Below are 24,744 nucleotides of genomic sequence, written 5' to 3'. Positions count from 1 at the left end.
CCCGAAAGGGACTGTACTGCGGTCGGCACGCCCCTGCACGGGCGTAGAGCGCGTCGTCCGACATGCCAGGATCAAGTGACGACTACAGGAGGCAGACGTGGATCCGACGCTCACCGACGGGCGGTACCGCAAAGCGACCGAACTCAGCTACGAACAGTGGTGCGAGGTAGGTGCCGCCGTCGTGGAGATACTCCGCAACACCCAGCGCAGCGACCTGCAGATTCACCGAGCCGAGATCATCAATACCGACCTGTATGTCCTGTTCACATACCTGAGTCACGACGACGGCGGCCGAATTCGAGGTATGCACACCGACATCACCCTCGGCGACTACGACTACGGTTACCCCGGCAGCCCACAAGAGTTCGCACAATGGCTCATCCTGATCGACGTCATGGAACCGGGCAAGACCCATCCCGCCGAACCCGGCGACATCGTCTGGTGGCATGTCCCCGCATTTCCTCCGGGTCCGAAGACGATGGCCGACTTCGACAGGATGTTTCCGCGGTAGTCCCGAAGGTCGGTCTATCCATTGAGGTCCGCCGGCACAGTGCCAGCGGACCTCAATGGATAGACCGATGTTTGGATCGTCAGCCGACGGAGCGGCCCTGGCCTTCCCAGAACTGAGCGCGGAGGGCCTTCTTGTCGGGCTTGCCGAGCGCGGTCAGCGGGAGGGCGTCGGCGAAGACGACCTGCTTGGGCGACTGCACAGCACCCTTGCGGTCCTTGACCGCCGACTGAACAGCAGCGGTGACCGCGGCCTTCGCGGCGTCGGACGAGTCGGCGTCCGGCCTAAGCACCACGACGGCGGTGACGGCCTCTCCCCACTTCTCGTCGGGAACTCCGATCACACCGACCTGCGCAACCGACGGATGCTCGGCGATCACGTCCTCCACCTCGCGGGGGAAGACGTTGAATCCGCCGGTCACGATCATGTCCTTGGTGCGGTCGACGATGAACCAGAAGCCATCTTCGTCCTCGCGAGCTACGTCGCCGGTGTGCAGCCAGCCGTCACGGAACGTCTCGGCGGTCTGCTCCGGAAGGCCGAGGTAACCGCCCGCGAGCAGCGGCCCGGACACACAGATCTCGCCCGGTTCGCCCTGCGCGACCGGCTCGCCGTCCGGTCCGGCGAGCTTGGTCCGCAGGAACGCCGAGGGCCGGCCGCAGCTGCCGAGTCGGGCCTTGTCGTGCTCGTCCTTGCGCAGATAGCTGATGACCATCGGACTCTCGGACTGGCCGTAGTACTGGGCGAAGATCGGGCCGAAACGCTCGATCGCCTCCGCGAGACGGACCGGATTGATCGGAGAAGCACCGTAGTAGACGGTCTCCAGCGACGACAGGTCGCGAGTCTGGGCGTCGGGGTGATCCATCAGCGCGTACAGCATCGACGGAACGAGCATCGTCGCCGTGATCCGTTCACGCTCGATGGTGGCAAGGACCTCGGCCGGGTCGAACTTGGCGAGCACGATCATCGTGCCGCCCTTGATCAACGTCGGCACGAAGAAAGCCGCACCCGCGTGCGACAGGGGCGTGCACATCAGGAACCGCGGACGCTCCGGCCACTCCCACTCGGCCAGTTGGATCTGCGTCATCGTCGACATCGCGCGGGCCGTTCCGACGACGCCCTTCGGCTTGCCGGTGGTTCCGCCGGTGTAGGTGATGGAGACGACGTGCTCGGGGTCGAGGACCTTCGCAGTCAGCGGCTGGACCGGGTATTCGGCCGCTGCGGCTATGACGTCGACAGCCGATCCGACAAGAGCGTCCGGCACGGGTCCGAGCGTGAGGATCTGGGTGAGGCTGTCGACCTTCTCCAGAAGTGCGACGGCGCGGTCGACGAACATCGGAACCGGGTCGATGATCAGCGTCGAGACACCCGCGTCCGAAAGAACGTACGCGTGGTCGTCGAGCGAACCGAGCGGGTGCAGTGCGGTGCGCCGCCAACCCTGCGTCTGACCGGCGCCGATGACGAACAGGACCTCTGGACGATTGAGCGCGAGCAAGCCGACGGCGGTACCGGTACCGGATCCGAGCGCCTCACACGCCTGGACGTACTGACTGATCGCATCGGCCATCTGACGGCCGGTGAGCTCAACGTCGCCGAGTTGCAGGACAGGACTGTTGGCGTGCCGTTTGAGTGCGGCGACCATCAGGTCGCCCAGATGCACGGGTGTATGCAGCAGCTGATCGGCTGCCAGGACTGACTGTTCTCCACTCATGAGATCCACACTAGAACGTGTTCTAACTTTGCGGAAGGCGAGACCGAGAACCCGCCACGGAACCGGCATGTTGCGAGCAGGTCAGGGGCCGGAAAACTACTCGTGGGTAGACGTGCAGGTAACCGAAGAAGCGTGTAACTATCGGTGACATGACTGATGTAGACCAGGCCACGACCCGACGCGACATCACCGACGCCCTGCTCAAGGCATTCGAGCGCAGGCACGAAGTCTTGGACGCGATCTTCGACGCCGACGATCGCGAGTCCGCGGCCGACGCGATCGCGACCTTACTCGACACGTCACGTCACGGCGTCGACGCCGTCCTGCACATGTCGCTCGACCAGCTCACCAAGGACTCGCGACGCAAGAACCAGGCGGCACTCGACGATCTGAACTCGGAGATCACGTTCACGCTCGCCGAGCGCCCGGCGAGCAGCGGCGACACTCTCGATCTTCGCCCGTTCTCCGCCGAAGACGACGCCGACATCTTCGCCGAGCGGACTGCCGAGCAGGGTGTGGCCGGCGACGGTTCGGGTGCTCCCGCCGGCGAACTGGGCGCAGAGATCTCCGCCGCATCCGACCGCGTCGACGCCGAGGACGCGGTCTGGCTCGTCGCCGTGGACGAAGGCGAGAAGGTCGGCATCGTGTTCGGCGAACTGACCGACGGCCTTGTCGACGTCCGCATCTGGATCCGGCCCGACAGTCGAAAGAAGGGCTACGGCGTCTCGGCACTCCGCCGCTCACGCAGCGAACTCGCCGGCTACTTCCCCGGCGTTCCGCTCACCATCCGCGCTCCCGGCGCCACCGCCTGATCTCCCGTCCGCACGTCGCGGAGACGATGAAGGCCGGACCCCTCGGGGTCCGGCCTTCATTCATTTCCGCACTTGATCAAGCTCGCCACTCACGCCGGACCAGGCGGTCGTGGAGATTCTCCCGACGAGCCCTCCGCAGCGCGCGAGGCGATAGCCGAGCCCGCGAGGACTGTCGAGGGAGGGGGAATCTCCACGACCGCCGACCAACGACAAACGACAAACGCCCAAGAGACCGAAGAGGTCAGCGAGCGCCGTAAGCCTTCACCTGCTGAGGAGACTCAGCAATGAGTCCGCGGACGACGTCACCGAGCTCCGACGGCTCCCAGCGAGCGCCCTTGTCCTTGCTCGCGGCGCGCTGCCAGCCGTCGAGGACGGTGACGGTCCCACCCTCGACCTCGAACAGTCGGCCCGAGATGTCGCCCGACTCTGCGGACGCCAACCAGACGACGAGCGGCGAGATGTTCGCCGGGTCCATCGCGTCGAACGATCCGTCGGCGGGCGCCGCCATCTGCTCGGCCATCGCTTCACCTGCGCCCAGCGTCATCTGCGTGCGCGCCGCCGGTGCGATGCCGTTGACCGTGATCCCGTACCCGCCGAGCTCCGCTGCGGCCTGGATCGTCAGCTCTGCGATAGCGGCCTTCGCCGCGGCGTAGTTGCCCTGGCCGACCGAGCCGAAGATGCCTGCGCCCGACGAGGTGTTGATGATGCGGGCCTGCGGCTTCTGGCCCGCCTTGGCCTGAGCGCGCCAGTACTCGGCGGCGTGACGCAGCATCACGAAGTGTCCCTTCAGATGCACGCGGACCACCGCGTCCCACTCGTCCTCGCTCAGTGAGACGAGCATGCGGTCGCGCAGGAACCCCGCGTTGTTGACGAGCGCATCGAGTCCGCCGAAGGTGTCGACAGCGGTCTTGACGATGGCGGCGCCGGTCTCCCAGTCGGCGACGTCCCCGGCGGCGACAACTGCTTCGCCGCCTGCGGCGACGATCTCGTCGACGACCGATGCGGCAGAGTCGGCGGCGTAGTCGTTCACGACGACCTTGGCGCCGTCAGCTGCGAACGCGAGTGCGTGCGCGCGGCCGATTCCCTGGCCTGCGCCCGTGACGATGATGACGCGACCGATGTTTGTCTTGCTCATGTGGGTGTTCGCTTTCTTTCTCAGACTTGGTTGTCGGTGTTGCCCGCGGAGAGGAAGGCCGGCTTCTCGCCGCCTCCGTGGACGGTGAGTGTGGAACCGGAGATGTACGACGCGAGAGGCGAGAGCAGGAACGCGACGGCGTTGCCGACGTCGGTCGGCTGCGCGAGACGGCCCATCGGAATGGTCTTGCCGACGGCCGCGACCCCGTCGGCGTCGCCGTAGTGCATGTGCGAGAGCTCGGTTTCGACGGGTCCGCAGATCACCGAGTTGAGGCGGACCGCGGGCGCCCATTCGACGGCGAGCGACTCGGTGATGTTGTCGAGGCCGGCCTTCGCCGCGCCGTAGGCCGACGTGCCGGGGGACGGGCGGTGGCCGCTGACGCTCGACACGTTGACGATCGCACCGCCGCCTTCCTGTCCGGCCATCACCGCGTGCGCGGCACGCGACACGATGATCGGCGCGAGCAGGTTGAGCTCGAGGATCTTCTGCGTGAAGCGGTCGGACGCGTCCGCGGCCATGGCAAACGGCGAACCGCCGGCGTTGTTGACGACGCCGTCGATCCGGCCGTGCGTGGCGACGATGGCGTCGATCATCGCGGCGACCGCGTCGGAGTCGCGGACGTCGCAGGAGTGGAACTCACGATCGGAGCCTTCGACCGGCCTGCGTGCGCAGACGACGGGGGTGGCTCCGAGCCCTTCGAGGACGTCGGCGATTCCGGCTCCGACGCCGCGGACGCCGCCGGTGACCAGGACGATTCGTCCGGTCAGCCCGAGGTCGACGGATGTGTGCGCTGCTGTGGACATGGTGCTACCCTACCAAACAACCAAGCATTTGCTTGGGTGAGCAGAATGTAAGGAGCAGGTGTGCCGATCACCACGGCCCGCGCCGAATCGGGCATCGTCACCGTCACGGTCGACTTCCCGCCGGTCAACGCGCTGCCCAGCGCAGCATGGTTCCAACTGGCCGACGAGATCCTCGCCGCAGGCGCCGATCCCGAGACCACCGTCGTGATCCTGCGTGCCGAAGGCCGCGGCTTCAACGCTGGCGTCGACATCAAGGAGATGCAGGCGACCACCGGCTTCGACGCCCTCGTCAACGCCAACAAGGGATGCGCAGCCGCGTTCTCCGCCGTGTACGACTGCGCCGTCCCGGTGATCGTCGCCGTCAACGGCTTCTGCGTCGGCGGCGGCATCGGACTGGTCGGCAACGCCGACGTGATCGTCGCCTCCGACGACGCGATCTTCGGACTCCCCGAGGTCGACCGCGGCGCCCTCGGCGCCGCCACTCACCTGGCCCGGCTGGTCCCCCAGCACATGATGCGCACCCTGTACTACACCGCGCAGAACGTGACGGCCCAGCAGCTCGTCCACTTCGGATCGGTGTACAAGGCGGTCCCCCGCGAAGATCTGTTGGAGACCGCCCTCGAGGTGGCCCGCATGATCGACGCCAAGGACACCCGCGTGATCCGCGCCGCGAAGGCGGCGATCAACAACATCGACCCCGTCGACGTGAAGACGAGCTACCTGCTCGAACAGCGCTACACGTACGAACTCAACCTCGCAGGCGTCGCAGACGAGCATCGCGATGCCTACGTGGAAACCGGCAAGACCCTGAAGGAGAAGTGACCGTGGCAACCGACAAGACGAGCACGCTCGACGACGTCGTCGCCGAACTGCGCGACGGCATGACCATCGGCATCGGCGGCTGGGGTTCGCGGCGCAAGCCGATGGCCCTCGTTCGTGCGATCGCCCGCAGTGACGTCAAGGACCTCACCGTGGTGACCTACGGCGGCGCCGACCTCGGCCTGCTGTGCGCGGCAGGCAAGGTCCGCCGCGCCTACTACGGTTTCGTGTCGCTGGACTCGGCGCCGTTCTACGATCCGTGGTTCGCGAAGGCCCGCACCAGCGGTGTCCTCGAAGCCCGTGAGATGGATGAGGGCATGGTCAAGTGCGGCCTCGAAGCGGCCGCTGCTCGCCTCCCGTTCTTGCCCATCCGCGCAGGCCTGGGCTCAGACGTGCTGAAGTTCTGGGAAGGTGAGCTCAAGACGATCGAGTCGCCGTACGCAGACGCCGACGGCCGGACGCAGACCCTGATCGCTATGCCCGCGCTCAAGCTCGACGCGGCGTTCGTCCACCTCGACGTAGCCGACGTCCACGGCAACGCCGGCTACACCGGAGTCGATCCCTACTTCGACGACCTGTACCTCGCCGCCGCCGACCGTCGCTACGTCGAGACCGACCGGCTCGTGAGCACCGAAGAGCTCGTCGCCGAACTCCCCGTGCAGCGCCTCATCGTCAGCCGCATGAACGTCGACCGCGTGGTCGAGACACCGAACGGCGCACACTTCACATTCGCCGGCGGCTACGGCCGCGACGAGGCGTTCCAGCGTTTCTACGTCGAGTCAGCCGGCTCGGACGACACCTGGGCCGCCTTCAAGACGCGCTTCCTCGACGTCGACGAAGCGACCTACCAGAACGAAGTCACCAAGTGGCAGTCCGAGCAGGAGGAAGCCAAGTGAGCACCCCTGACAGCACCAACGCAGCCAGCACCGATACCGAGATCACCCGCGCCGAGTACTGCGTCGTGTCGTGCGCAGACATCTTCACCGGCGCAGGCGAGATCATGGCGTCGCCCATGGCGCCGACTCCGCTGCTCGGCGCACGCCTCGCGCGTCTCACCACCGAGCAGGATCTGCTGATCACCGACGGTGAATCGCTGATCCTCGCGGACACCCCCGCCATCGGGAAGGTCGGCCCGATCGAGGGCTGGATGCCGTTCCGGAAGGTGTTCGACGTCGTCGCGTCGGGCCGCCGCCACGTTGTTATGGGCGCCAACCAGATCGACCGGTTCGGCAACCAGAACCTGTCTGCGTTCGGCCCGCTGCAGCAGCCGACCCGTCAGATGTTCGGTGTCCGCGGAGCCCCCGGCAACACGATCAACCACCCGACCAGCTACTGGGTGGCGCGTCACTCGTCGCGTGTGTTCTCGGGCGACGTCGACATTGTGTCAGGTGTCGGCTTCGACAAGGTCGATGAGCGCAACCCCGCGTTCGACTCGCTCAACATCCATCGTGTCGTCACCAACCTCGGCGTGTTCGACTTCAACGGCCCTGGCCACACGATGCGTGCTCTCTCGCTGCATCCCGGCGTGACCGCCGACGAAGTCGCCGAGAACACCGGCTTCCCGATCGCCGGACTCGACAACGCGCCGGTCACGGCCACCCCTAGCGACGAGCAGCTCCGGATCATCCGTGAGGTCCTCGATCCCAAGGGCGTCCGCAACCGCGAGGTGAAGTCGTGACGGCCGAGGGTTTGAGCACCCGTTTCACTGAACTGGTCGGCGTCAAGTACCCGATCGTGCAGACCGGCATGGGATGGGTCTCGGGGCCTTCGCTGACGGCGGCCACCGCCAACGCCGGCGGTCTCGGCATCCTCGCATCGGCGACGATGACGTACGACGAGCTCGAGTTCGCGATCAAGAAGACGAAGACGCTCACTGACAAGCCGTTCGGCGTCAACCTCCGCGCGGACGCGTCCGACGCGAACGAGCGTGTCGACCTGATGATCCGGGAAGGCGTGAAGGTCGCATCGTTCGCGCTCGCTCCGAAGAAGGAGCTCATCGCGAAGCTGAAGGATCACGGCCTCGCCGTGATCCCGTCGATCGGCGCCGCGAAGCACGCGGTCAAAGTCGCCTCCTGGGGTGCGGATGCGGTCATCGTGCAGGGCGGCGAAGGCGGCGGACACACCGGTCCCGTCGCGACCACGCTCCTGCTTCCGTCTGTGGTCGACGCTCTCGGCGGTGCCGGTGAGACGTCGATCCCGGTGGTCGCCGCAGGCGGCTTCTTCGACGGGCGCGGTCTCGTCGCGGCCCTGTCGTACGGCGCCGAGGGTGTCGCGATGGGAACCCGTTTCCTCCTCACGTCCGACTCTGCGGTGCCCGACAGCGTCAAGCAGGAGTACCTGCAGCGCAGCCTCAACGACACCGTCGTGTCGCTGAAGGTCGACGGCATGCCGCACCGCGTCCTGCGGACCGAACTGGTCAACGCACTCGAGAACGGATCGCGCGCCAAGGCCCTGATCGCCGCCGCCCGCAACGCCAACGAGTTCAAGCAGATGACCGGCATGCGGTGGACCACCATGCTCCGTGACGGCGCGTCGATGAAGAAATCGGGCGAACGCTCGTGGCAGCAGATCATCATGGCGGGCAACACCCCGATGCTCCTCAAGGCGGGCCTCGTCGACGGCAACACCGAAGCCGGCGTTCTCGCGTCGGGTCAGGTGGTGGGGATGATCTCCGATCTCCCGTCGTGTGACGATCTGATTCAGTCGATCATGACTCAGGCTCATGCCCGTCTGGATGCTCTGGCGTCGTTGCGTTAGTTCCTGATTTCGCCCGCGATGCGCCTCCACTGCTCCGTCGGTAGAGCGACGCCTCCACTGCTCCTTGAGCGAGCTTGCGAGTCGAAAGGTCTGCACGTCAAGGCCTTTCGACTCGCTTCGCTCGCTCAAGGAGCAGTCGGGGGCGCACGCTCAAGGAGCAGTGGGGGCGCACGCTCGGGGAGCAGTTGAGCACTCGGTCAGGGAGCAGTCGGACCCAACACCGACGGCAACCCGGCCAAGTCGAACAGAGACCGCTCGAAGAACGCACCCACGTGAACGATCTCGCCGTCGACGAACGTGACGACATCCATCTGAAACGGCCTCCACACCTCGCCGTCGCGCATGTACATGCCTGCCGCGGGCTGGCCGTTGCAGGTGGTCGGGACCATCTTGATGTCGCCCGCGGCGGCCGCGGGGCACTGGGTCGCGGTGAGCACTCCGATCTCGGTGTTGCCCTGGTACCAACCGGGGAACGGCGGCATCTCCCAGACCGCGTCTGCGGCGAGGACTTTCACCACACCGTCGATGTCGTGGTCCTCGAAGGCGCGGCAGAATTCGGCGAACACTGACCGTTCGCGGTCGGTGAGTTCAACGGCGCGGCGTCCATCGCGGGTCGTGCCGTCACCCATCGTCTTGCGGGCCCGAGCCAGGGCGCTGTTCGCCGACGCCACAGTGATGTCGAGCATCGCCGCGGTCTCCGCCGCGCTGAAGGCGAGGACGTCGCGGAGGATGAGCACGGCACGCTGACTGGCCGGCAGGTCCTGCATCGCCGCGACCATCGCCAGCCCCATGCTCTCGCGCCGAGTCGCCGCATCGGCCGGGTCTCCGAGTGCCGCGTCGGGAAGCGGCTGCAGCCAGAGTCGCTCCTCGTCGGCGACGACCGGTTCCCTCGGGTCGGACGCATCGGTTCCCAGGCCCGTCGGAAGAGGCCGCCTGGCGCGCCCTTCCAGTGCAGTGAGACAGGTGTTGGTGGCGATCCGGTAGAGCCACGTCCGCACCGACGACCGACCTTCGAAGCGATGGAACGCCTGCCACGCTCGGAGGTACACCTCCTGCAGCACGTCCTCGGCATCGGACGCCGAGCCGAGCATGTGATAGCAGTGCGCCAGCAACTCGGCGCGAAACTCAGACGTCGCCGCATCGAACGTCGTGTCTTCTGCGCGTGTCGTCATGTCCTCATCCTCGCATCGTGTCAGCCGCCGGCGGCCGGTTTCCAGGCCGATCAGCCCTGCTGGTCGGCGAACGCTTCGGGCCCGACTTCGGCGGCGGCCTGGTCCATCCACATGACCTCCCAGGTGTGACCGTCGAGGTCGTCGAACGCGCAGCCGTACATGAATCCGTGGTCTTCGGACCGACCGATGGTCGCGCCGGCAGCCTCCGCCTTGGCCTTGATGGCGTCGACCTCCTCGCGGCTCTCGGCGCTCAGTGCGACGAGGACACCGCTGGTGGAGGTGGCGTCGACAACAGACTTGCCCGGCACGAACGTCTGGTAGAAGTCGCGGCGCAGCAGCATGGCGACGATGTTGTCGCCGAGGACGAGGGCGGCCGCGTTATCGTCGGAGAACCGATCGTCGAACGTGTAGCCCATCGACTCGAAGAATGTGCGCGAACGTGCGAGGTCGGCGACGGGCAGGTTCACGAAGATCATCTTGTGCATGGGAGCCTCCAAGGTCTGCGGCATCTCTTCTCGATGCCGTCACAGATATAGACCGGCGGAGTCCCCGGAACTGATCGGTCGCAGCGAAAGAAAAGCCGAACTCTACGAAATTCCCAGGTCACGGATGGTCGGTGCGTCGTCCGGGACACTGATCACTACGATCTGATCACCCGCTGCGATCGATCCGCGGCGGATCACCCGAAAGTACGGACCGAGTCGATTCTCGGTCGCGAAGCGTTTCACCCAGCCGTGCCCGTCGTCGCCCATGCGTCGTGCGAAGGTCTGGCATGGGATCCGCGGACTCGTCACTTCGACGACGACGGTGTCGCCGATGCGCCACTGCTCGCCGACGCGGGCGGCGTTGACGTCGATGCCGACGGTGCGGAGGTTCTCCCCGAAGAATCCTGCGGGGATGTCGCGGTCGAGTTCATCAGCCCAGAAATCGGCGTCCTCCTGCGCGTATGCGTAGAGGGCCTGGTCGAGGCCACCGTGGTGTCTGCGGTCGGCCTGGACGTCGGCGTACGCGCCGTAGTCGCCGATGCGGACAGGACCGTCGACGGGTCGCTTGTCGATGGCGGTGACCCCGACCTGTCCGGAGTCCGGCAGGAGTGCATGGACGACGCAGATGTCGGACACGTGAGGCATGGCGTCATCGTACCGAGGGTGTGTACTCAGGTGGTGCCGCGGACGATCAGTTCGACGGGCAACCGGATGGTGTTCACCGGCTGCCCGTCGACGGCTTCGACGAGCGCTCGGCACGCTGTTGCACCTATCTCACGCGCCGGCGACCGCACGGTGGTGAGCGGGACCGGCAGTTGGGCGACGATCGGGATGTCGTTGTATCCGACGAGTGCGAGGTCATCGGGAAGGGAGAGTCCGAGGTCGCGCGCGACGCCGAGGACTCCGACGGCCATGACGTCGGAGACGGCGAAGATCGCTCGTGGGCGGTCAGGGGTGTCGAGCAGGGCCCGAGCAGCGCGCACGCCGCCGTCGACGTCGAGTGTCGACGGCACCACACGATCGGGTCGCAGTGCGACGCCGAGGTCGGTGAGCCCTGATTGGAAGCCGTGCACTCGGTCGAGCGCAGTGGTCGCATGTGCCGGCCCCGCGATCACTGCGACGTCGCGATGGCCGCGGTCGAGAAGATGCCGGGCGGCGAGCGCACCTCCTTCGACGTCGTCGGCCACCACAAAAGGCAGGCCGGACTGGCCGTGGCGCGTCACTGCGATCATCGGGATCGAGCCGACCGACAGTTCGTCGATGAACGGTTGCGCAGGCGCGTGGAGGCCGCCGAGGAGAAGGCCGTCCACCTGGCGTCCGACCAGAAGCTCGATCGCGCGCCGCTGCGCCTCCGGGTCGTCGGGTGGGCTCGACAGCAGCACCGAGTAGCCGGCGAGAGCCGCGGCCTCTTCGATCCCCTGGTAGGTGGTCGCGACGACGCCGTCGGTGAGCCGCGTCATCACCACACCGAGGGTGTTCGTCTTTCGTGTGCGCAGGCTCGCCGCCCATTGGTTCCGCTGGTAGCCGAGTTCTTCGGCGACCTCGCGCACTCGACGGGCCGCGTCGGACCATCCATCGGCGGGCTCGCTCTGGCGAAGGACGCGGGACACCGTCGAGGTGTGAACGCCCGCGATCCGCGCGATCTCCTTGAGCGTCGCGACCCGTTCGTCGGCCATCGTCGACTCCCTCGTCTTGTGGTTGACCAATCGTCATCCACACCTTAGCGTGTGCTGTGCAATCGTTTGCGCAATCGTTCTCACTAGGAGTTTCGGCCATGTCTCAGTCCATCGAATCACTGTTCGCCATCGACACCCTGATCGACGACGAAGAGCGCGCGATCCGCGACACGGTCCGCAAGTTCGGCGTCGACCGACTGCGACCGCACATCGCCGACTGGTTCGAAGACGCACGACTTCCTGCCCGTGAGCTCGCCCAGGAGCTTGGAGCGCTCGGCGCACTCGGCATGCATCTCGACGGTTACGGCTGCCCGGGTGCCAGCGCAACCGCCTACGGCCTCGCGTGCCTCGAGTTGGAGGCCGTCGACTCCGGCATCCGCAGCCTGGTCTCCGTGCAGGGCTCGCTTGCGATGTTCTCCATTCACCACTGGGGCAGCGAGGAGCAGAAGCTCGAATGGCTGCCAGGCATGGCGGCAGGCGAGAAGATCGGCTGCTTCGGCCTCACCGAACCCGACTTCGGCTCCAACCCCGCCGGAATGCGCACCAACGCACGACGCGACGGCGACGACTGGATTCTGAACGGCACCAAGATGTGGATCACCAACGGATCCATCGCCGACGTCGCCGTCGTCTGGGCCCAGACCGATCTCGAGGTCGGCGCCCGCGGCATCCGAGGGTTTGTGGTTCCGACGAACACGCCGGGATTCTCCGCACCGGAGATCACCAAGAAGATGTCTCTGCGGGCGTCGGTCACATCCGAACTCGTGCTCGACGACGTTCGGCTGCCCGCGGCCGCGATGCTGCCGAAGGCCGAGGGACTCCGCGGCCCGCTGACCGCACTCGGCGAGGCCCGGTTCGGGATCATCTTCGGAGCGACCGGCGCGGCACGCGACTGCCTGGAAGTGGCGGTCGACTACGCCCAGAGCCGTGAGGTGTTCGACAAGCCGCTCGCCGGCTACCAGCTCACCCAGGCGAAGATCGCCGACATGGCCCTTGAGGTCGGCAAGGCGAACCTCCTCGCACTGCACCTCGGCCGGTTGAAGGATCGCGGAGAGATCACCCCGGCCCAGGTCAGCACGGGCAAGCTCAACAATGTCCGGGAAGCCATCAAGATCGCCCGCCAGTGTCGGACCATCCTCGGCGCCAACGGCATCACCCTGGAGTACCCGGTCATCCGGCATGCGAACAACCTGGAGTCGGTCCTCACGTACGAGGGCACGTCCGAAGTGCATCAGCTCACCATCGGTCAGGCGTTGACCGGAGAGAGCGCCTTCCGGTGACTCTCGCTCCGTCGGAGTCCGCGCTCGGAGGGCTCGTCGTAGCCGACTTCGGACGAGTCCTCGCCGGACCGTACGCGACGATGCTGCTCGCCGACCTCGGAGCCGAGGTGATCAAAGTGGAACGCCCTGGCGTCGGCGACGACACCCGTTCGTGGGGACCACCGTGGGTGGGCGACGAATCGTCGTACTTCTTGTCGGTCAACCGGAACAAGACATCCGTCTCCCTCGATCTCAGGGATCCCGCCGACCTCGACCGCGCCCGCGAACTCGTGGCCCGCGCCGACGTCGTCGTAGAGAACTTTCTTCCCGGGACCATGGATCGCCTCGGCCTCGGCTACGGCGACGTGGCGCAGGTCAATCCGGGGGTCGTGTACTGCTCGGTGACCGGCTTCGGCGGCGAGAACAACCTGCCGGGTTACGACCTGCTGATCCAGGCCGTCGGCGGTCTGATGAGCATCACCGGACCCGACCCGCAGACCCCGACCAAGGTGGGTGTCGCCATGGTCGACGTGATCACCGGATTGCACGCGGCCGTCGGAATTCTGGCGGCACTGCGGCATCGCGACCGGACGGGAGAGGGCCAGCGGGTCGAGGTGAACCTGCTGTCGTCGCTGCTGTCGGCGCTGGTCAATCAGTCGTCCGGATTCGTGACGGCCGGTGTTGTGCCGAGCGCGATGGGCAACAGCCATCCGAGCATCGCGCCCTATGCGGTCTTCCATGCCGCGGACCGGCCGTTTGTCCTCGCGGTCGGGAACGATCGCCAGTTCGCGGCGCTCGTCGACGCATTCGGGCGCCCCGAACTCGCCGATGATCCACGCTTCTCGACAAACGCCTCACGTGTTGCGAACCGCGGCGAGCTCTCGCACATCGTCGACGCCGAACTCGCGAGCGACACCGCCAATCAGTGGTACAGCATGCTGACCGAGCGCGGCGTGCCGTGCGGACCGTTGAACGACCTGGCGGACGCCTTTGCTCTCGCCGAGCGCCTCGGACTCCAGCCGGTCACGACGATCGACGACCCGGGACGACCCGACCCGAGCCGGACCGTCTCCAATCCGATCCGGTTGAGCCGCACTCCCCCGACATACCGCACCGCACCGCCCCGCCTCGACTCGTGAGCCTCCTGCTCGGCGAGCGCAGTGTCCGCTCACGCCGATGCGGCCAGGATCTCTCGGGGATCGAAGGTGACGTTGACAGCCGTGATCAGTCCGTTCTCGACGTGAGTCCAGTTCGCGACGGCGGTGGCCGGTGCTCCGCCCATGCCGAGGTCGAACCAGGTGATCACGTCGGTCTCGTCGGATATCCGCTTGCGGACGTCGAGCGAGTCGGTTCCGGCGGCCATTCCGGTCAGCCCGCGGAGGAACTCGTTGGGTCCCTGTGCGACGCCGAACACGCCGGTGAACGTGCAGTCGGGTGACAGGTGCGGCGCGAGGTCAGTGAAGTCTTTGCGCTCCCAGCAGTCGAAGTAGAGGGCGGCGATGGAAGCTGGAGTTGTTGTCATGCATCCACTCTCACCCCGCAACCACCCAGCAGTCCAACAGATAGTTCTACTAGTGGCTAGCATTGTTGGTTATGGAGCTGCATCAACTGCGATACCTCGTCGCCGTTGCCGACTCCGGTTCGTTCACCGCCGCCGCAGCGAGTCTGCACGTGAGCCAGTCGGGAGTGTCGGCGCAGGTCGCGAAGCTCGAGCACGAGGTCGGACACCGACTCCTCGAGCGCGGAGGGCGAACCGTCCGGCTCACCGACGCCGGCACGCAGATCCTCCCGCACGCCCGCGCGGCACTCGACGCGGTCTCGACGATCGGCTCCGTCTCCGACGAACTGTCCGGAGTCGTCCGCGGCAACCTCCGCCTGGGCACGGTGATCGGATGCACGATCCCCGGCTACCTCGCAGGCTTCGCCGACTTCCGCCGAGCCCACCCCGGCGTGCACGTCTCCGTGATCGAGGACAACTCCGACCGACTGATCGCCGACCTCGAGAGCGGCAGGCTCGATGTCGCGCTCGTTGCGCACGCCGAGCGCCTTCCGGGGGCTGTCAGCGCTCAGACCCTGGTTCGGGAGCCTCTGGCAGCTGTGGTCCCCGCCGATCACCCTTGGTCGTCGAAGACGTCGGTGACCTGCGCAGAGCTGGCAGCAACGACAGTGCTCAGCCTCCCAGTCGGCACCGGTGTCCGGTCCGCGTTGTCGTCGACGTGCGCAGTCGAACGTGTTGACGTCGTCCCGGCCGTGGCCGCTCACTCCCCCGAGTCGATCCTGTCGCTCGTTGAACTCGGCAGCGGTGTCGGGTTGCTGACCCCATCGATGGCGAGCGGGCATCGAACACTGGCAGCGGTTCCGGTGGCGCGGTCCACCCGGTCGATGCTGTCTCTCGCGATCGGCCCGGCGCCCTCCGCCGCCGCTCGGGCGATGGCCGCCGCCCTGGCCGCCCACCTGTTGCCGACTCGGTAGTCTTTCAGGGTGGATCTGCAGGATTTGAGACGGTTTCCCGACGTGGACGGGCCTGGGCTCGCCGCATCGGATGCCGCAGACCGGCTGATCCTCGACGAGGCCGCAGAGTGTCTGGCAACTGCCCCGGACGGATCGGTCGCCGTCATCGACGACGCGTACGGCGCGCTCGCGCTGGGCTCGCGGGCCGCCGGGGTCCGAGTCCATCAGGATCTCGTCACCGGCGAACGAGCGCTCGCCGCCAACGCGGCGACCTTCGGTGTCACCGACGTGCGGTCCCTCCCGTTCGGATCGGAGGTCGTCGACGGGGCGCGGGTCGTCCTCGTTCGGCTTCCTCGGTCGCTCGACCGTCTCGCCGAGGTCGCGGCGTTGATCGCGGCCACCGCCGACGACGAGGTCGTGGTCGTCGCAGGAGGTCGGATCAAGCACATGTCGGTCGCGATGAACGATGTGCTGCGCGAGTGCTTCGACCGTGTCGACGTGAGTCACGCCCGACAGAAGTCACGTGTGCTGTTCGCTCGCGGCCCCCGGCGCGCTCACGCCGAGAATCGTCTCGCCGCGTGGCCCCAGACCCAGACGCACACCGATCCCGCGGTGACTGTGGCGGCCCACGGCGGGGTGTTCGCCGGTACCCGCATCGACATAGGCACACGTCTCCTCCTCGGCGTTCTCGACGCCGCTCGCCCCGACGCGGACAGCATCATCGACCTCGCCTGCGGCACCGGCGTCATCGCGGCATCACTGACTTCGGCCCGACCGTCGGCGTCCGTCCTCGCAACAGACAGGTCGGCGATCGCGGTGCGGTCGGCCCGCGCCACTGCTGAGCTGAACGGCGTGGGCGACCGAGTGCGCGTGGAACAGGCCGACGGGCTGGAGAACGTCGCCGACTCATCCCAGCACCTGATCGTGTTGAACCCGCCGTTCCACAGCGACGCGGCGCTGTCGACGGGGATCGCGCATCATCTCTTCGCCGACGCGTCCCGTGCGCTCGCACCCGGCGGCGAACTGTGGTGCGTCTGGAACTCGCATCTCGCCTACCGTGGTTCGCTCGGCCGGATCGTCGGGCCGACACGCCAGATCGTGCGGAACGCCAAGTTCACCGTGACGGCGTCGACCAAGGTCTGATCCGACGCTCTCGGCCGTGCGACAGTCGAGGGATGGACGTCACCGAACTCATCGACCGCCACCAGATCACCGCCTTGATGACCGCCTACACCAGGGCCGTCGACACCAGCAGCTGGGACGACCTCGACTGCGTGTTCTCCGCGGACGCAGTCCTCGACTACAGCGCTCCGGGCGGCCCCGTCGGGCCACTCACCGAGGCGAAAGCGTTCATTCGCAGCCTCGAAGGCTTCACTCGATGGCAGCACATGCTCGGGCAGTTCGACATCACCCTCGAGCCGGGGGCCGACACCGCTTCCGGCGTCACCTACTTCTTCAACCCCATGATCGCCACCCGAGCCGACGGCACGGAACAGTTGTGGGAGGTCGGCGGCTACTACCACTTCGACGCAGTCCGCACGTCCGACGGCTGGCGCCTGTCCAAGCTCGTCGACGACATCGTCTGGACCCGCGTGCAACCCTGACTCACTCCGTCCGCCAGTTGTGTCACGTATGTGGTCACAACTGGCGGACGGGGAACGTCACTTCGCAACTAGGGTCGCCGCGACCAGCTTCGCTTCGAACCCCGGTCCAATCAATGGATTCAACAGCATCAGCCGGCGCTTGCTCTTCAATTCGACGAGCAGTACCTCGTCGATCCAGAACACAGCCCTCACCGTCGAGGCCCGCAATATGAGTTGCCCACTCGCGTCCATGATCCGGAGCACGCCTGAGTCAAGCCCGACCGCCGCCTCGCGGCCTGGTTCCGCCCACCAGAACGCCTTTCTCATGCGGTAGGCCGTCACGACGAAGAAGAACAACGCCATTGCGGGAATACCCAGCAAATACAGCAGTTCGTCGAACTGTATCGCGCAAAGCCCGAACGCCACGGTTTGCACCGCGATCATGATCCAGAGCCCACGGTTGTGCGACAACCACAGAATCCAGGCCACGCGGCGCAACTTCGCTCTGTCGCCCTCCACGTACGTGTACTCGTGGTCGAACTCGGGCACATAGCCCTTCGTAGTCGTCATCGCCGCATACCTGCGTACACACGGTTGTACGCTTCGGGCGGCATAAGCTCGGGCCCTGCGATGAGCGTCACACCTCGGAGGTGCTTCGCGCGCATCGCCGTGGCCCGCTTGTATGCACGCAGCGAGACGACGTCGGTGTACGGGATCTCAGCGGGGAGCTTCTCTGCGCGCGGACCGTAATAGGAGAAGCCGTTCTCACGGAAGACGAGTTCCTGTTGCCCAGGCTTCCTGTTGACGCGTCGAACAGCGACCAAGAAGACCAGTCCGAGCACGATCGGACCGACAAGCAGGTACCCGAATCCGACCAGTGCGAACAGCCCGTCGAATGGCGAAAGCACTGTCGTCATGAGAATCATGATGATCACGCTCCATGCCACCGCGGGGCGTCGGAAGAACTCGGGAATCAGGACTGTCACGATGATCGCCAGCGACTCGGACCAGTCCCACTCATCAGGACCGAGATTCTCCCGGTAGCGAAGCTCCGCGACCCGTGACTGGCCCATAGTCGTCCCCCTGAACAACCCAAAGCGCGCAGACCCCCTGCGCCGTTGATTTTTACCACATAGTGGTCACGATCAACGGCATAGCGGACACGAGCGGGTCAGCGCGGGAGGATTCCGTCGAGGACGATGGAGAGGTACTGGTCGGCGATCTGCTCGACGGTCTTGGCACCGCCGGGGCGGTACCAGCGGACGGCCACCCAGACGGTGTCGCGCATGAATCGGTAGACGAGGTCCACGTCGAGGTCAGGGCGGAAGTCGCCCTCGGCGACGCCGCGGCGCAGGACCGAAGCCCACAGTTCACGGTTCTCGCGATTGCGATCGTTGATGTAGGAGAAGCGTTCCTGACCAGTGAGTTGACGCGCTTCGTTCTGATAGATCGCCACTGCCGTGTGTCGAGTGTCGATCGCCTCGAACGAGGCGATCACCAGCTGCCGCAAGGTCTCGGCAGCGCTCAGGCCTGCGGCGTCGATCTCGCGATACCGGGAGAACAGCGCGTCGAGGAAGTCGCGCAGCAGCTCGTCGACCATCGACTCCTTGGAGTCGAAGTGGTGATACAGACTGCCGGACAGTATCCCCGCGGTGTCGGCAATGTCGCGGACTGTCGTCGATCGCAGGCCGCGCTCGGCGAACAGTTCACCTGCGATCCCGAGCAGTTCTTCGCGTCGGGACGAACCCGACGTCGTCTTCGACGTCAATCCAGCCTCCTCACTACACTGCCTCCACCCTAGCAAGTGCTTGGTTTTCCACGACGCCGCAGGTGATCGCCCGCAACTTGTCATAGCCTCATGCGAGAGTCGGTGCATGGCTCGAAGTCGCACCTTCTACACGTCCGACCTCCATCTCGGGCATCAGTTGGTGGCGGATCTTCGCGGATTCACCACAACCGACGACCACGACGCATGGATCGTCGACATGTGGGCTACATCGGTCACCGACAACGACTGCGTCTGGATCCTGGGAGATCTGACCGGAGGCGGACCCGGCAAGCAGTTGCGTGCATTCGAGATCCTCAATTCACTTCCGGGAAGGAAGTTCCACATTCTCGGCAACCACGATCTCGCGCACCCGATGCACAAGCGGGCCCGCAGTTGGACTGCGAGATACAACGACGCCTTCGACTACGTCGGCATCGCAGCGCAGGTCCAGGTCGACAACACCTCGGTGATGCTGTCGCACTTCCCCTACGCCGCCGCCGACGCTGCGAGTTCACGTCACACGCGCTACCTCCAGTGGCGGCTGCCCGACGTCGGAGCGCCGCTCCTGCACGGTCACACGCACCGGGAGACCGCGACCCACCCCGACGCACCGCGGCAGTACGACGTCGGCCTCGATGCACACCGGTCGCTGGTGTCCGAGGCCGCCGTCGCGAACGCCGTCGCCACGATGACCCGGTGAAAACAACGAGGGCCGCCCGCACAAGCGGACGGCCCTCGATGGGGATGCGTGAGATCAGCGCTTGGCCGACTTGCGGCTGGCGCGACCCTGGATGAAGTTCCACATCTTCATCTGGGCGTTGGTCAGGCGGGTGTCGCTCTTGGTGAACGGCGCGGAGACGAGCTCGGCGAACTTGATCGGCATCGTCGAGACGGTGACCGCACGAGCATGGCTGAACGTGTCGAACCCGAACTTGCCGTGGTAGTTGCCCATGCCCGACCGGCCGACGCCGCCGAACGGCAGACCGTGCGAAAGCAGATGCAGCGCGAAGTCGTTGCCGCTGATCGACCCGCTGCGGGTGTTGTCGGCCACGCGCTTGAGGTTCTCGTTGTCGTCACCGACCCAGTACAGGGTCAGCGGGTGTCCCGCCGAGTTGATCTTGTCGATCGCCTCGGACAGGTTGCGGTACGGGTAGACGGTGAGGACGGGTCCGAACACCTCGTCCTCTTCGATCTTCATGCCGGCCTTGACACCGGTCAGGAGGGTCGGCGGGATCTTGCGTGCCTCGGCGTTCGGCAGCGACTCGCCGGCCGGGATCACCTGGTGCTTGGTGGCGCCGAGTTCGACGGCGTCGTCGATCAGGCCGGTGATGCGCGTGTAGTTCTTCTCGTTGATCGTCGACGTGTACTGATCGTTCTTCTCGATCGTCGGGAAGTTCTTGGTCCAGCGGGCGATCACCTTCTCGGTGAACTCGCCGACCTTGCTCTCCGGCACGAACACGTAGTCCGGGCACAGGCACACCTGACCGCCGTTGATCATGCGGGCGTCGGCGATGAAGTTCGCGGCCTCGGTGATGTCCTGAGTGGCGTCGACGATCACCGGGTTCTTGCCACCGAGTTCCAGGGTCACGGGGACCAGGTTCTTCGCGGCCTCCTGCGCGACCGACGCACCGACCTCGGGTGAACCGGTGAAGAACATGTGGTCGACCTTCAGCTTCGCGAAATCGGAGCCGCCGCCGTGGGCGGAGGTGACGACAGCGAGCTCTTCGATCGAGAAGTAGTCGGGGGCCACACGCGCGATGACGGCGGTCGTCTTCGCGGTGATCGACGACGGGCGCAGCAGCACGCGGTTGCCGGCGGCGAACGCCGAACCGGCGGGGACGATCGTCAGCTGCAGCGGGAAGTTCCAGGGACCCATGATGCCGACGACGCCGAGCGGATCGTGGCGCAGGCGCTGCTTGTAGCCGAGCGCTCCCTGGATCTTGGAGACGTTGGTCTCCTTCATCCATTTCTCGGCCGAACGACGCTGGTGGGTGAGGTCGATGAGGCAGCCTGCGACGTCAGTGGCGATCGACAGTTCGCGGGGACGGGTGCCGAAGTCCTCGTTGAGCGCGGCGGTGATCTCGTCGGCGTTGTCGAGGAGCATCTGACCGAGACGGTTGATCCGGTCGACGCGGGTCGCAGCGTCAGGGATGCCGTCGCGCAGGAAGGCAGCCTTCTGGATCTCGAGGAGCTCGGTGAGACTGTGCGATTCCGACGAGACCTTGTCGCCGGCGCGCACCGGGGTTTCTGCAGGCTTGGTCATACGACCCTCCACTTCATGGCGAACTGCTCGATGTTGAGACGAATTCTGAATGTCATCCCATACTACCGGCCGGGTGGCCCGAATCACAGGGCCGCCCGGCCGGTGAGCGCGAGAGCGAGTCAGGCGCCGATCGCGCGGCCGAGCTGCGGCCACGACTTGTGCAGCTGGTCCTGCCAGTAGGGCCACGAGTGTGTGCCGCCGACCGGACGGTCGACCGTGGCCGGGATGCGCAACTGCTGCAGACGGGAGGCCAACTGTTCGGTGCACACGCGCGTCGCGGTCTCGATCGCGCCGCCGACGACGAGCCGGTCGGCGAGAGTCCCCACCTCCGGCACCTCCCGGAGGTTGTCGTGTTCGCCGGGAAGCCCTGTCGCCGCACTCAGATAGAGCGACAGCCCACGAAGCCCTTCCGCGTGACGGATCGGGTCGTTCTTCTTCCACAGCGGGCCGCGGAGTTCGCCCCACATGTTCCGGACGTCACCTCCGCCACGGGTCTCGACGACGATCCGCATGAACAACGTCCCGTGCTCACTCGACGTGCTGGCACAGCCGCTGTACGAACCGACCGCACGGTAGAGGCCCTTGTTCGCGATCGCGAGATTGAGCACCGATGTCGCCGACGACGAGATGCCCGCGATGGCGTTCTTGCCGGTCGTCTTGTACGAGCCGTCGATGGCGGGCGGCAGTTCGTCGGCCAGGAACGTGCCCCATTTGTTGACGCCGAGCTTCTCGTCGGCCTTGATCCAGTCGGTGTAGTACGAGAAGGCGCCCTGCATCGGGATGACCACATAGACGTGCTTGTTCGCGAAGAACTTCACGATGTCGGTGTTGAGCTGCCACGTCGCCGAGTCCTCGCCTCCGCCTGCACCGTTCAGCAGGTAGAGCACCGGCGCGGGCTTCGACGTATCCTTCGGCTTCAGGACCGTCAGCGGGATGTCACGCCCCATCGCGGCCGAGTGCACCATGATGTCGGACATCTGGGTCGTGACATCGGTCGAGGTGACGACGCTGCTCGGCGCCGCATGCGCGATGGAGGGAAGCCCGGTCAGCGTCATCGCCGCCGCGGAGGCGAGCGCGGCCGCGCGGAGGATGAGTCGCGAGCGCGTCATGGTGACTCCTTCAGAAGTTGGTGGGTGGTGGACGATCAGGAATGGGTGAGTCGTGCGGAGAGCGCCGGCGGCCGAGTCGAGGCGAGTCCGTACAGACGCGTCTCCTCGTCAAGGCGCCGCTCGGCGAACGGCGTGAGGTTCCACGCCGCGCAGTACAGGTCGCGGAGGTCCTCGCGGGCAGTCCACGCGCAGAACTGGACGCCGTCGGCGATGCACGCCTCCTCGACTACTCCGACGAGCGACCTGAGGACACCGCTGCTCCGGCGCGTTTTCGAGACGGCAGCGACCGAGATCGTGACCGCGTCCGGCTCCGGAATCGGGAGTGCGGGTTCGTTCACCCGAGCGAGCAGTCGGGTCGCGATATCGGGATGAGCCCGGAGGAACTCAAGGTCGCTGGCCGCGGACTCCATGTGGGGATCAAGCGAACCGGCCGACGGTCGATGCATCACGAGCAGCCCCGCGAGGCCGTCGCCGTCATCGACGCCGACCACACAGCCGGCGTTGATCAAGGGCCGCAGAAAGACTCGGGCAAGGGAGTCGCACACGGATGGGTCCGCGGTGTGAGCTCCGAGAAGTGCGGCGTAGTCCGGGATCTCGGGAAGCCCTTCGGCCAGCACCGCGGCAGCCGCCACGAGATCATCGGCGACCAGCTTCCGGGCTGCAGACATCTGTGCTCCTGTGCGGGATCGTGAGCGGACGAAGGGTGCCGGGCCGCGCAGTGCGCGGCCCGACGTGCGGGCACGCGGCCCGCTGTGCCAGTCGTCAGGCGGACGGAGTCTGGCTTCCGCCGTTCTCGTTGGAACCGGCCTGGTTGAGAAGCGCGTTGAGCGTCTTCATCAGATCGTTGATGCCGGAGATGTCAGGGATGTTGCCCATGATGGAGCCCTTTCGCGGGGTGAGGATTGAACAATTGAGACTCAGACTCGTGGTCGCGCGCACATGACACGCGGGACGTGACCAAGCTCTCGTATCGCAGTCAATCAGTTGATCAGATGAACCACTAATTGAGTTATTCAATCGTTACTGAATGGTCACTCAGTGCCATTGGGCATATGCGGCAAAACGTGAGCGTTCTCGGCCGAATCGGTCGATTCTTAGGTCGATCAGACGATAATTTCATCCCATGATCGGACTACTTGTCGGAGGCGAATCCACTAGTGGGGCACCGCGACACGACCCAGAAGCGATCGATCACACGTCGGAGACGACAACAGCCCGGGCAGTATGTGCCCGGGCTGTTGTCAAACGTCAGATCTGTGCCAGCTGAAGTCAGCCCAGTCGCTCGATGATCGTGACGTTGGCGGTTCCGCCGCCCTCACACATCGTCTGTAGTCCGTAGCGTCCACCGGTGCGCTCGAGCTCGTTGAGGAGCGTTGCGAACAGCTTCGCACCGGTCGCGCCGAGAGGATGGCCCAGCGCGATGCCGCCGCCGTTCGGGTTGACGCGGGCCGGGTCGGCGCCCGTCTCCTTCAGCCACGCGAGAACGACCGGCGCGAACGCCTCGTTGATCTCCACGACGTCGATGTCATCGATGCTCATGCCGGTCTTCTCCAGCGCCCACTTGGTCGCCGGGATCGGCGCCGACAGCATCATCACCGGGTCGTCACCGCGGACCGACATGTGGTGGATGCGGGCACGAGGCGTGAGGCCGTACTCCTTGAGTGCCTTCTCCGACACGACCAGGGTCGCCGACGAGCCGTCGCAGATCTGAGAGGCGACGGCGGCGGTCAGATCGGAGCCCTCGGCGAGAACGTTCAGGGACGCCATCTTCTCCAGCGACGTCTCACGCGGGCACTCGTCGACGACGCAGTCGCCGAGCGGGACGTACTCTCCCGCGAAACGGCCTGCTGCGATCGCGGCGCGGGCGCGCTCGTGGCTCTGCAGCGCCCAAGCCTCCATGTCACCGCGGCTGATGTCCCACTTCTTGGCCATCATGTCGGCGCCGACGAACTGACTGATCTCCGCATCGCCGAAGCGCTCGACCCAGCCCTTCGACTCCGCGGTGGGGGTGGTGAATCCGAGTTCCTGGCCTGCGATCATCGCCTGGCTGATCGGGATGGCGCTCATGTTCTGAACGCCGCCCGCGAGGACGACGTCCTGCGTCCCGCTCATCACTGCCTGGGCCGCGAAGTGGATGGCCTGCTGGCTCGAGCCGCACTGGCGGTCGACGGTGGTGCCGGGGACGCCGAGCGGCATGCCCGCGGTGAGCCATGCGGTGCGTGCGATGTTGCCGGCCTGCGGGCCGATGGTGTCGACGCAGCCGAAGATCACGTCGTCGACGATCTCCGGGTCGATGCCGGTGCGCTCGACGATCGCCGAGATCACGTGCGCGCCGAGGTCGGCGGGATGGACGGAGGCGAGTGAACCGCCGCGCTTGCCGACCGGGGTGCGGACGGCGTCGACGATGTAGGCCTGAGGTGCGGTCATGGTGGTTGG

At 66.1% G+C, this 24,744-nt stretch carries 27 protein-coding genes; 12 read left to right on the top strand and 15 right to left on the bottom strand.

Translation table 11 applies throughout. The features are described 5' to 3' along the window. Positions 1–97 precede the first annotated feature (97 nt). Positions 98–511 carry a hypothetical protein gene (locus WFK36_RS00630; protein ID WP_008377380.1) on the top strand — a complete coding sequence of 138 codons (414 nt, stop codon included), beginning with the start codon at positions 98–100 and terminating at the stop codon, positions 509–511. A gap of 79 nt (positions 512–590) precedes the next feature. Here WFK36_RS00630 and fadD8 read toward each other — a convergent pair whose 3' ends face one another. Beyond that, positions 591–2,216 carry a fatty-acid--CoA ligase FadD8 gene (gene fadD8, locus WFK36_RS00625; RefSeq protein ID WP_336788823.1) on the bottom strand — a complete coding sequence of 542 codons (1,626 nt, stop codon included), beginning with the start codon at positions 2,214–2,216 and terminating at the stop codon, positions 591–593. A 149-nt stretch (positions 2,217–2,365) separates the two neighbouring features. On the opposite strand from fadD8, the gene WFK36_RS00620 reads away from it, so the two are divergent. Next, the gene (locus tag WFK36_RS00620) at positions 2,366–3,028 is read left to right on the top strand and encodes a GNAT family N-acetyltransferase (protein WP_336788821.1); all 663 of its coding nucleotides are present in this window, start codon (positions 2,366–2,368) and stop codon (positions 3,026–3,028) included. Positions 3,029–3,269: 241 nt separating this feature from the next. On the opposite strand, the gene WFK36_RS00615 is transcribed toward WFK36_RS00620, so the two are convergent. Then, positions 3,270–4,163 carry an SDR family oxidoreductase gene (locus tag WFK36_RS00615; protein WP_336788819.1) on the bottom strand — a complete coding sequence of 298 codons (894 nt, stop codon included), beginning with the start codon at positions 4,161–4,163 and terminating at the stop codon, positions 3,270–3,272. Positions 4,164–4,183: 20 nt separating this feature from the next. Further along, a complete protein-coding gene (locus WFK36_RS00610; RefSeq protein WP_336788817.1) occupies positions 4,184–4,966 on the bottom strand; it encodes an SDR family oxidoreductase in 783 nt (260 codons plus the stop codon). A gap of 60 nt (positions 4,967–5,026) precedes the next feature. On the opposite strand from WFK36_RS00610, the gene echA20 reads away from it, so the two are divergent. From echA20 to WFK36_RS00590, 4 genes are read left to right on the top strand one after another with little or no spacing between them, the layout of a single operon-like run. Beyond that, positions 5,027–5,788, top strand: coding sequence for a (7aS)-7a-methyl-1,5-dioxo-2,3,5,6,7,7a-hexahydro-1H-indene-carboxyl-CoA hydrolase (echA20, locus tag WFK36_RS00605; RefSeq protein ID WP_336788815.1), 762 nt, complete (start codon positions 5,027–5,029; stop codon positions 5,786–5,788). Positions 5,789–5,790: 2 nt separating this feature from the next. Then, on the top strand, positions 5,791–6,681 hold the full coding sequence (locus WFK36_RS00600) for a CoA transferase subunit A (protein ID WP_008377370.1): 891 nt from the start codon (positions 5,791–5,793) through the stop codon (positions 6,679–6,681). After that, entirely contained in the window at positions 6,678–7,463 is a 786-nt protein-coding gene (locus WFK36_RS00595) for a CoA-transferase subunit beta (RefSeq protein ID WP_336788813.1), read from the top strand. Before WFK36_RS00600 ends, WFK36_RS00595 begins: the two co-directional genes overlap by 4 nt. Next, positions 7,460–8,542, top strand: coding sequence for an NAD(P)H-dependent flavin oxidoreductase (locus tag WFK36_RS00590; protein WP_008377366.1), 1,083 nt, complete (start codon positions 7,460–7,462; stop codon positions 8,540–8,542). The genes WFK36_RS00595 and WFK36_RS00590 overlap by 4 nt, the downstream gene beginning before the upstream one ends. A gap of 197 nt (positions 8,543–8,739) precedes the next feature. Here the strand turns inward: WFK36_RS00590 and WFK36_RS00585 are convergent, their stop codons facing one another. The 4 genes from WFK36_RS00585 to WFK36_RS00570 form a co-directional block, all read right to left on the bottom strand. After that, the gene (locus tag WFK36_RS00585; protein ID WP_336790902.1) at positions 8,740–9,738 is read right to left on the bottom strand and encodes a sigma-70 family RNA polymerase sigma factor; all 999 of its coding nucleotides are present in this window, start codon (positions 9,736–9,738) and stop codon (positions 8,740–8,742) included. A gap of 26 nt (positions 9,739–9,764) precedes the next feature. Next, positions 9,765–10,199 (bottom strand): VOC family protein, encoded by a 435-nt coding sequence (locus WFK36_RS00580; RefSeq protein WP_336788810.1) that lies wholly within the window; start codon positions 10,197–10,199, stop codon positions 9,765–9,767. Positions 10,200–10,301: 102 nt separating this feature from the next. Continuing rightward, a complete protein-coding gene (locus WFK36_RS00575; protein WP_336788808.1) occupies positions 10,302–10,844 on the bottom strand; it encodes an MOSC domain-containing protein in 543 nt (180 codons plus the stop codon). Positions 10,845–10,870: 26 nt separating this feature from the next. Then, positions 10,871–11,875, bottom strand: a complete 1,005-nt coding sequence (locus WFK36_RS00570; protein ID WP_336788806.1) for a LacI family DNA-binding transcriptional regulator — start codon at positions 11,873–11,875, stop codon at positions 10,871–10,873. Positions 11,876–11,973: 98 nt separating this feature from the next. Between WFK36_RS00570 and WFK36_RS00565 the strand changes: the two genes are divergently transcribed. Continuing rightward, the gene (locus tag WFK36_RS00565) at positions 11,974–13,155 is read left to right on the top strand and encodes an acyl-CoA dehydrogenase family protein (protein WP_008377358.1); all 1,182 of its coding nucleotides are present in this window, start codon (positions 11,974–11,976) and stop codon (positions 13,153–13,155) included. Next, positions 13,152–14,273, top strand: a complete 1,122-nt coding sequence (locus WFK36_RS00560) for a CaiB/BaiF CoA transferase family protein (RefSeq protein WP_336788803.1) — start codon at positions 13,152–13,154, stop codon at positions 14,271–14,273. The genes WFK36_RS00565 and WFK36_RS00560 overlap by 4 nt, the downstream gene beginning before the upstream one ends. 29 nt (positions 14,274–14,302) lie before the next feature. Here the strand turns inward: WFK36_RS00560 and WFK36_RS00555 are convergent, their stop codons facing one another. Further along, positions 14,303–14,656 carry a nuclear transport factor 2 family protein gene (locus WFK36_RS00555; protein WP_336788801.1) on the bottom strand — a complete coding sequence of 118 codons (354 nt, stop codon included), beginning with the start codon at positions 14,654–14,656 and terminating at the stop codon, positions 14,303–14,305. A 71-nt stretch (positions 14,657–14,727) separates the two neighbouring features. Between WFK36_RS00555 and WFK36_RS00550 the strand changes: the two genes are divergently transcribed. Genes WFK36_RS00550 through WFK36_RS00540 form a run of 3 tightly spaced genes read left to right on the top strand, consistent with a single transcriptional unit; the run spans position 14,728 to position 17,189 of the window. Then, on the top strand, positions 14,728–15,606 hold the full coding sequence (locus WFK36_RS00550) for a LysR family transcriptional regulator (protein ID WP_336788799.1): 879 nt from the start codon (positions 14,728–14,730) through the stop codon (positions 15,604–15,606). Between the two features lie 9 nt (positions 15,607–15,615). Further along, positions 15,616–16,728 carry a class I SAM-dependent methyltransferase gene (locus WFK36_RS00545; protein ID WP_336788797.1) on the top strand — a complete coding sequence of 371 codons (1,113 nt, stop codon included), beginning with the start codon at positions 15,616–15,618 and terminating at the stop codon, positions 16,726–16,728. 32 nt (positions 16,729–16,760) lie between these two features. Next, positions 16,761–17,189, top strand: a complete 429-nt coding sequence (locus WFK36_RS00540) for a nuclear transport factor 2 family protein (protein WP_336788796.1) — start codon at positions 16,761–16,763, stop codon at positions 17,187–17,189. A gap of 57 nt (positions 17,190–17,246) precedes the next feature. On the opposite strand, the gene WFK36_RS00535 is transcribed toward WFK36_RS00540, so the two are convergent. The 3 genes from WFK36_RS00535 to WFK36_RS00525 all read right to left on the bottom strand — a co-directional run bounded on the left by WFK36_RS00535 (position 17,247) and on the right by WFK36_RS00525 (position 18,936). Continuing rightward, entirely contained in the window at positions 17,247–17,738 is a 492-nt protein-coding gene (locus WFK36_RS00535) for a hypothetical protein (RefSeq protein ID WP_336788794.1), read from the bottom strand. Beyond that, positions 17,735–18,241 (bottom strand): hypothetical protein, encoded by a 507-nt coding sequence (locus WFK36_RS00530; RefSeq protein WP_336788792.1) that lies wholly within the window; start codon positions 18,239–18,241, stop codon positions 17,735–17,737. The genes WFK36_RS00535 and WFK36_RS00530 overlap by 4 nt, the downstream gene beginning before the upstream one ends. Before the next feature lie 98 nt (positions 18,242–18,339). Then, positions 18,340–18,936, bottom strand: coding sequence for a TetR/AcrR family transcriptional regulator (locus tag WFK36_RS00525; RefSeq protein WP_008377346.1), 597 nt, complete (start codon positions 18,934–18,936; stop codon positions 18,340–18,342). Positions 18,937–19,042: 106 nt separating this feature from the next. On the opposite strand from WFK36_RS00525, the gene WFK36_RS00520 reads away from it, so the two are divergent. After that, positions 19,043–19,636, top strand: a complete 594-nt coding sequence (locus WFK36_RS00520) for a metallophosphoesterase (RefSeq protein WP_336788789.1) — start codon at positions 19,043–19,045, stop codon at positions 19,634–19,636. Positions 19,637–19,690: 54 nt separating this feature from the next. On the opposite strand, the gene WFK36_RS00515 is transcribed toward WFK36_RS00520, so the two are convergent. The 4 genes from WFK36_RS00515 to WFK36_RS00500 all read right to left on the bottom strand — a co-directional run bounded on the left by WFK36_RS00515 (position 19,691) and on the right by WFK36_RS00500 (position 24,735). Continuing rightward, positions 19,691–21,199: an aldehyde dehydrogenase family protein gene (locus WFK36_RS00515; RefSeq protein ID WP_336788787.1), complete on the bottom strand. Its 1,509-nt coding sequence runs from the start codon at positions 21,197–21,199 to the stop codon at positions 19,691–19,693. A 119-nt stretch (positions 21,200–21,318) separates the two neighbouring features. Further along, positions 21,319–22,308, bottom strand: coding sequence for an alpha/beta hydrolase (locus WFK36_RS00510; protein ID WP_336788785.1), 990 nt, complete (start codon positions 22,306–22,308; stop codon positions 21,319–21,321). Positions 22,309–22,343: 35 nt separating this feature from the next. After that, positions 22,344–22,976: a hypothetical protein gene (locus tag WFK36_RS00505; RefSeq protein ID WP_336788784.1), complete on the bottom strand. Its 633-nt coding sequence runs from the start codon at positions 22,974–22,976 to the stop codon at positions 22,344–22,346. 601 nt (positions 22,977–23,577) lie between these two features. Further along, a complete protein-coding gene (locus tag WFK36_RS00500) occupies positions 23,578–24,735 on the bottom strand; it encodes an acetyl-CoA C-acetyltransferase (protein WP_336788783.1) in 1,158 nt (385 codons plus the stop codon). Between the last annotated feature and the right edge of the window lie 9 nt (positions 24,736–24,744).

This window comes from Gordonia malaquae (genome assembly GCF_037148075.1).
Lineage (GTDB): Bacteria > Actinomycetota > Actinomycetes > Mycobacteriales > Mycobacteriaceae > Gordonia > Gordonia malaquae.
Note: the sequence above shows the minus strand (reverse complement) of the source record. Positions and strands in the feature narration are given on the sequence as shown.

What these genes read in the sequence shown, in the direction of transcription:
- fadD8 (WP_336788823.1), bottom strand. Translation starts at nt 2,216, where the DNA reads ATGAGTGGAGAACAGTCAGTCCTGGCAGCCGATCAGCTGCTGCATACA.
- WFK36_RS00620 (WP_336788821.1), top strand. Translation starts at nt 2,366, where the DNA reads ATGACTGATGTAGACCAGGCCACGACCCGACGCGACATCACCGACGCC.
- WFK36_RS00615 (WP_336788819.1), bottom strand. Translation starts at nt 4,163, where the DNA reads ATGAGCAAGACAAACATCGGTCGCGTCATCATCGTCACGGGCGCAGGC.
- WFK36_RS00610 (WP_336788817.1), bottom strand. Translation starts at nt 4,966, where the DNA reads ATGTCCACAGCAGCGCACACATCCGTCGACCTCGGGCTGACCGGACGA.
- WFK36_RS00580 (WP_336788810.1), bottom strand. Translation starts at nt 10,199, where the DNA reads ATGCACAAGATGATCTTCGTGAACCTGCCCGTCGCCGACCTCGCACGT.
- WFK36_RS00575 (WP_336788808.1), bottom strand. Translation starts at nt 10,844, where the DNA reads ATGCCTCACGTGTCCGACATCTGCGTCGTCCATGCACTCCTGCCGGAC.
- WFK36_RS00570 (WP_336788806.1), bottom strand. Translation starts at nt 11,875, where the DNA reads ATGGCCGACGAACGGGTCGCGACGCTCAAGGAGATCGCGCGGATCGCG.
- WFK36_RS00565 (WP_008377358.1), top strand. Translation starts at nt 11,974, where the DNA reads ATGTCTCAGTCCATCGAATCACTGTTCGCCATCGACACCCTGATCGAC.
- WFK36_RS00555 (WP_336788801.1), bottom strand. Translation starts at nt 14,656, where the DNA reads ATGACAACAACTCCAGCTTCCATCGCCGCCCTCTACTTCGACTGCTGG.
- WFK36_RS00550 (WP_336788799.1), top strand. Translation starts at nt 14,728, where the DNA reads ATGGAGCTGCATCAACTGCGATACCTCGTCGCCGTTGCCGACTCCGGT.
- WFK36_RS00540 (WP_336788796.1), top strand. Translation starts at nt 16,761, where the DNA reads ATGGACGTCACCGAACTCATCGACCGCCACCAGATCACCGCCTTGATG.
- WFK36_RS00535 (WP_336788794.1), bottom strand. Translation starts at nt 17,738, where the DNA reads ATGACGACTACGAAGGGCTATGTGCCCGAGTTCGACCACGAGTACACG.
- WFK36_RS00530 (WP_336788792.1), bottom strand. Translation starts at nt 18,241, where the DNA reads ATGGGCCAGTCACGGGTCGCGGAGCTTCGCTACCGGGAGAATCTCGGT.
- WFK36_RS00520 (WP_336788789.1), top strand. Translation starts at nt 19,043, where the DNA reads ATGGCTCGAAGTCGCACCTTCTACACGTCCGACCTCCATCTCGGGCAT.
- WFK36_RS00515 (WP_336788787.1), bottom strand. Translation starts at nt 21,199, where the DNA reads ATGACCAAGCCTGCAGAAACCCCGGTGCGCGCCGGCGACAAGGTCTCG.
- WFK36_RS00510 (WP_336788785.1), bottom strand. Translation starts at nt 22,308, where the DNA reads ATGACGCGCTCGCGACTCATCCTCCGCGCGGCCGCGCTCGCCTCCGCG.
- WFK36_RS00505 (WP_336788784.1), bottom strand. Translation starts at nt 22,976, where the DNA reads ATGTCTGCAGCCCGGAAGCTGGTCGCCGATGATCTCGTGGCGGCTGCC.
- WFK36_RS00500 (WP_336788783.1), bottom strand. Translation starts at nt 24,735, where the DNA reads ATGACCGCACCTCAGGCCTACATCGTCGACGCCGTCCGCACCCCGGTC.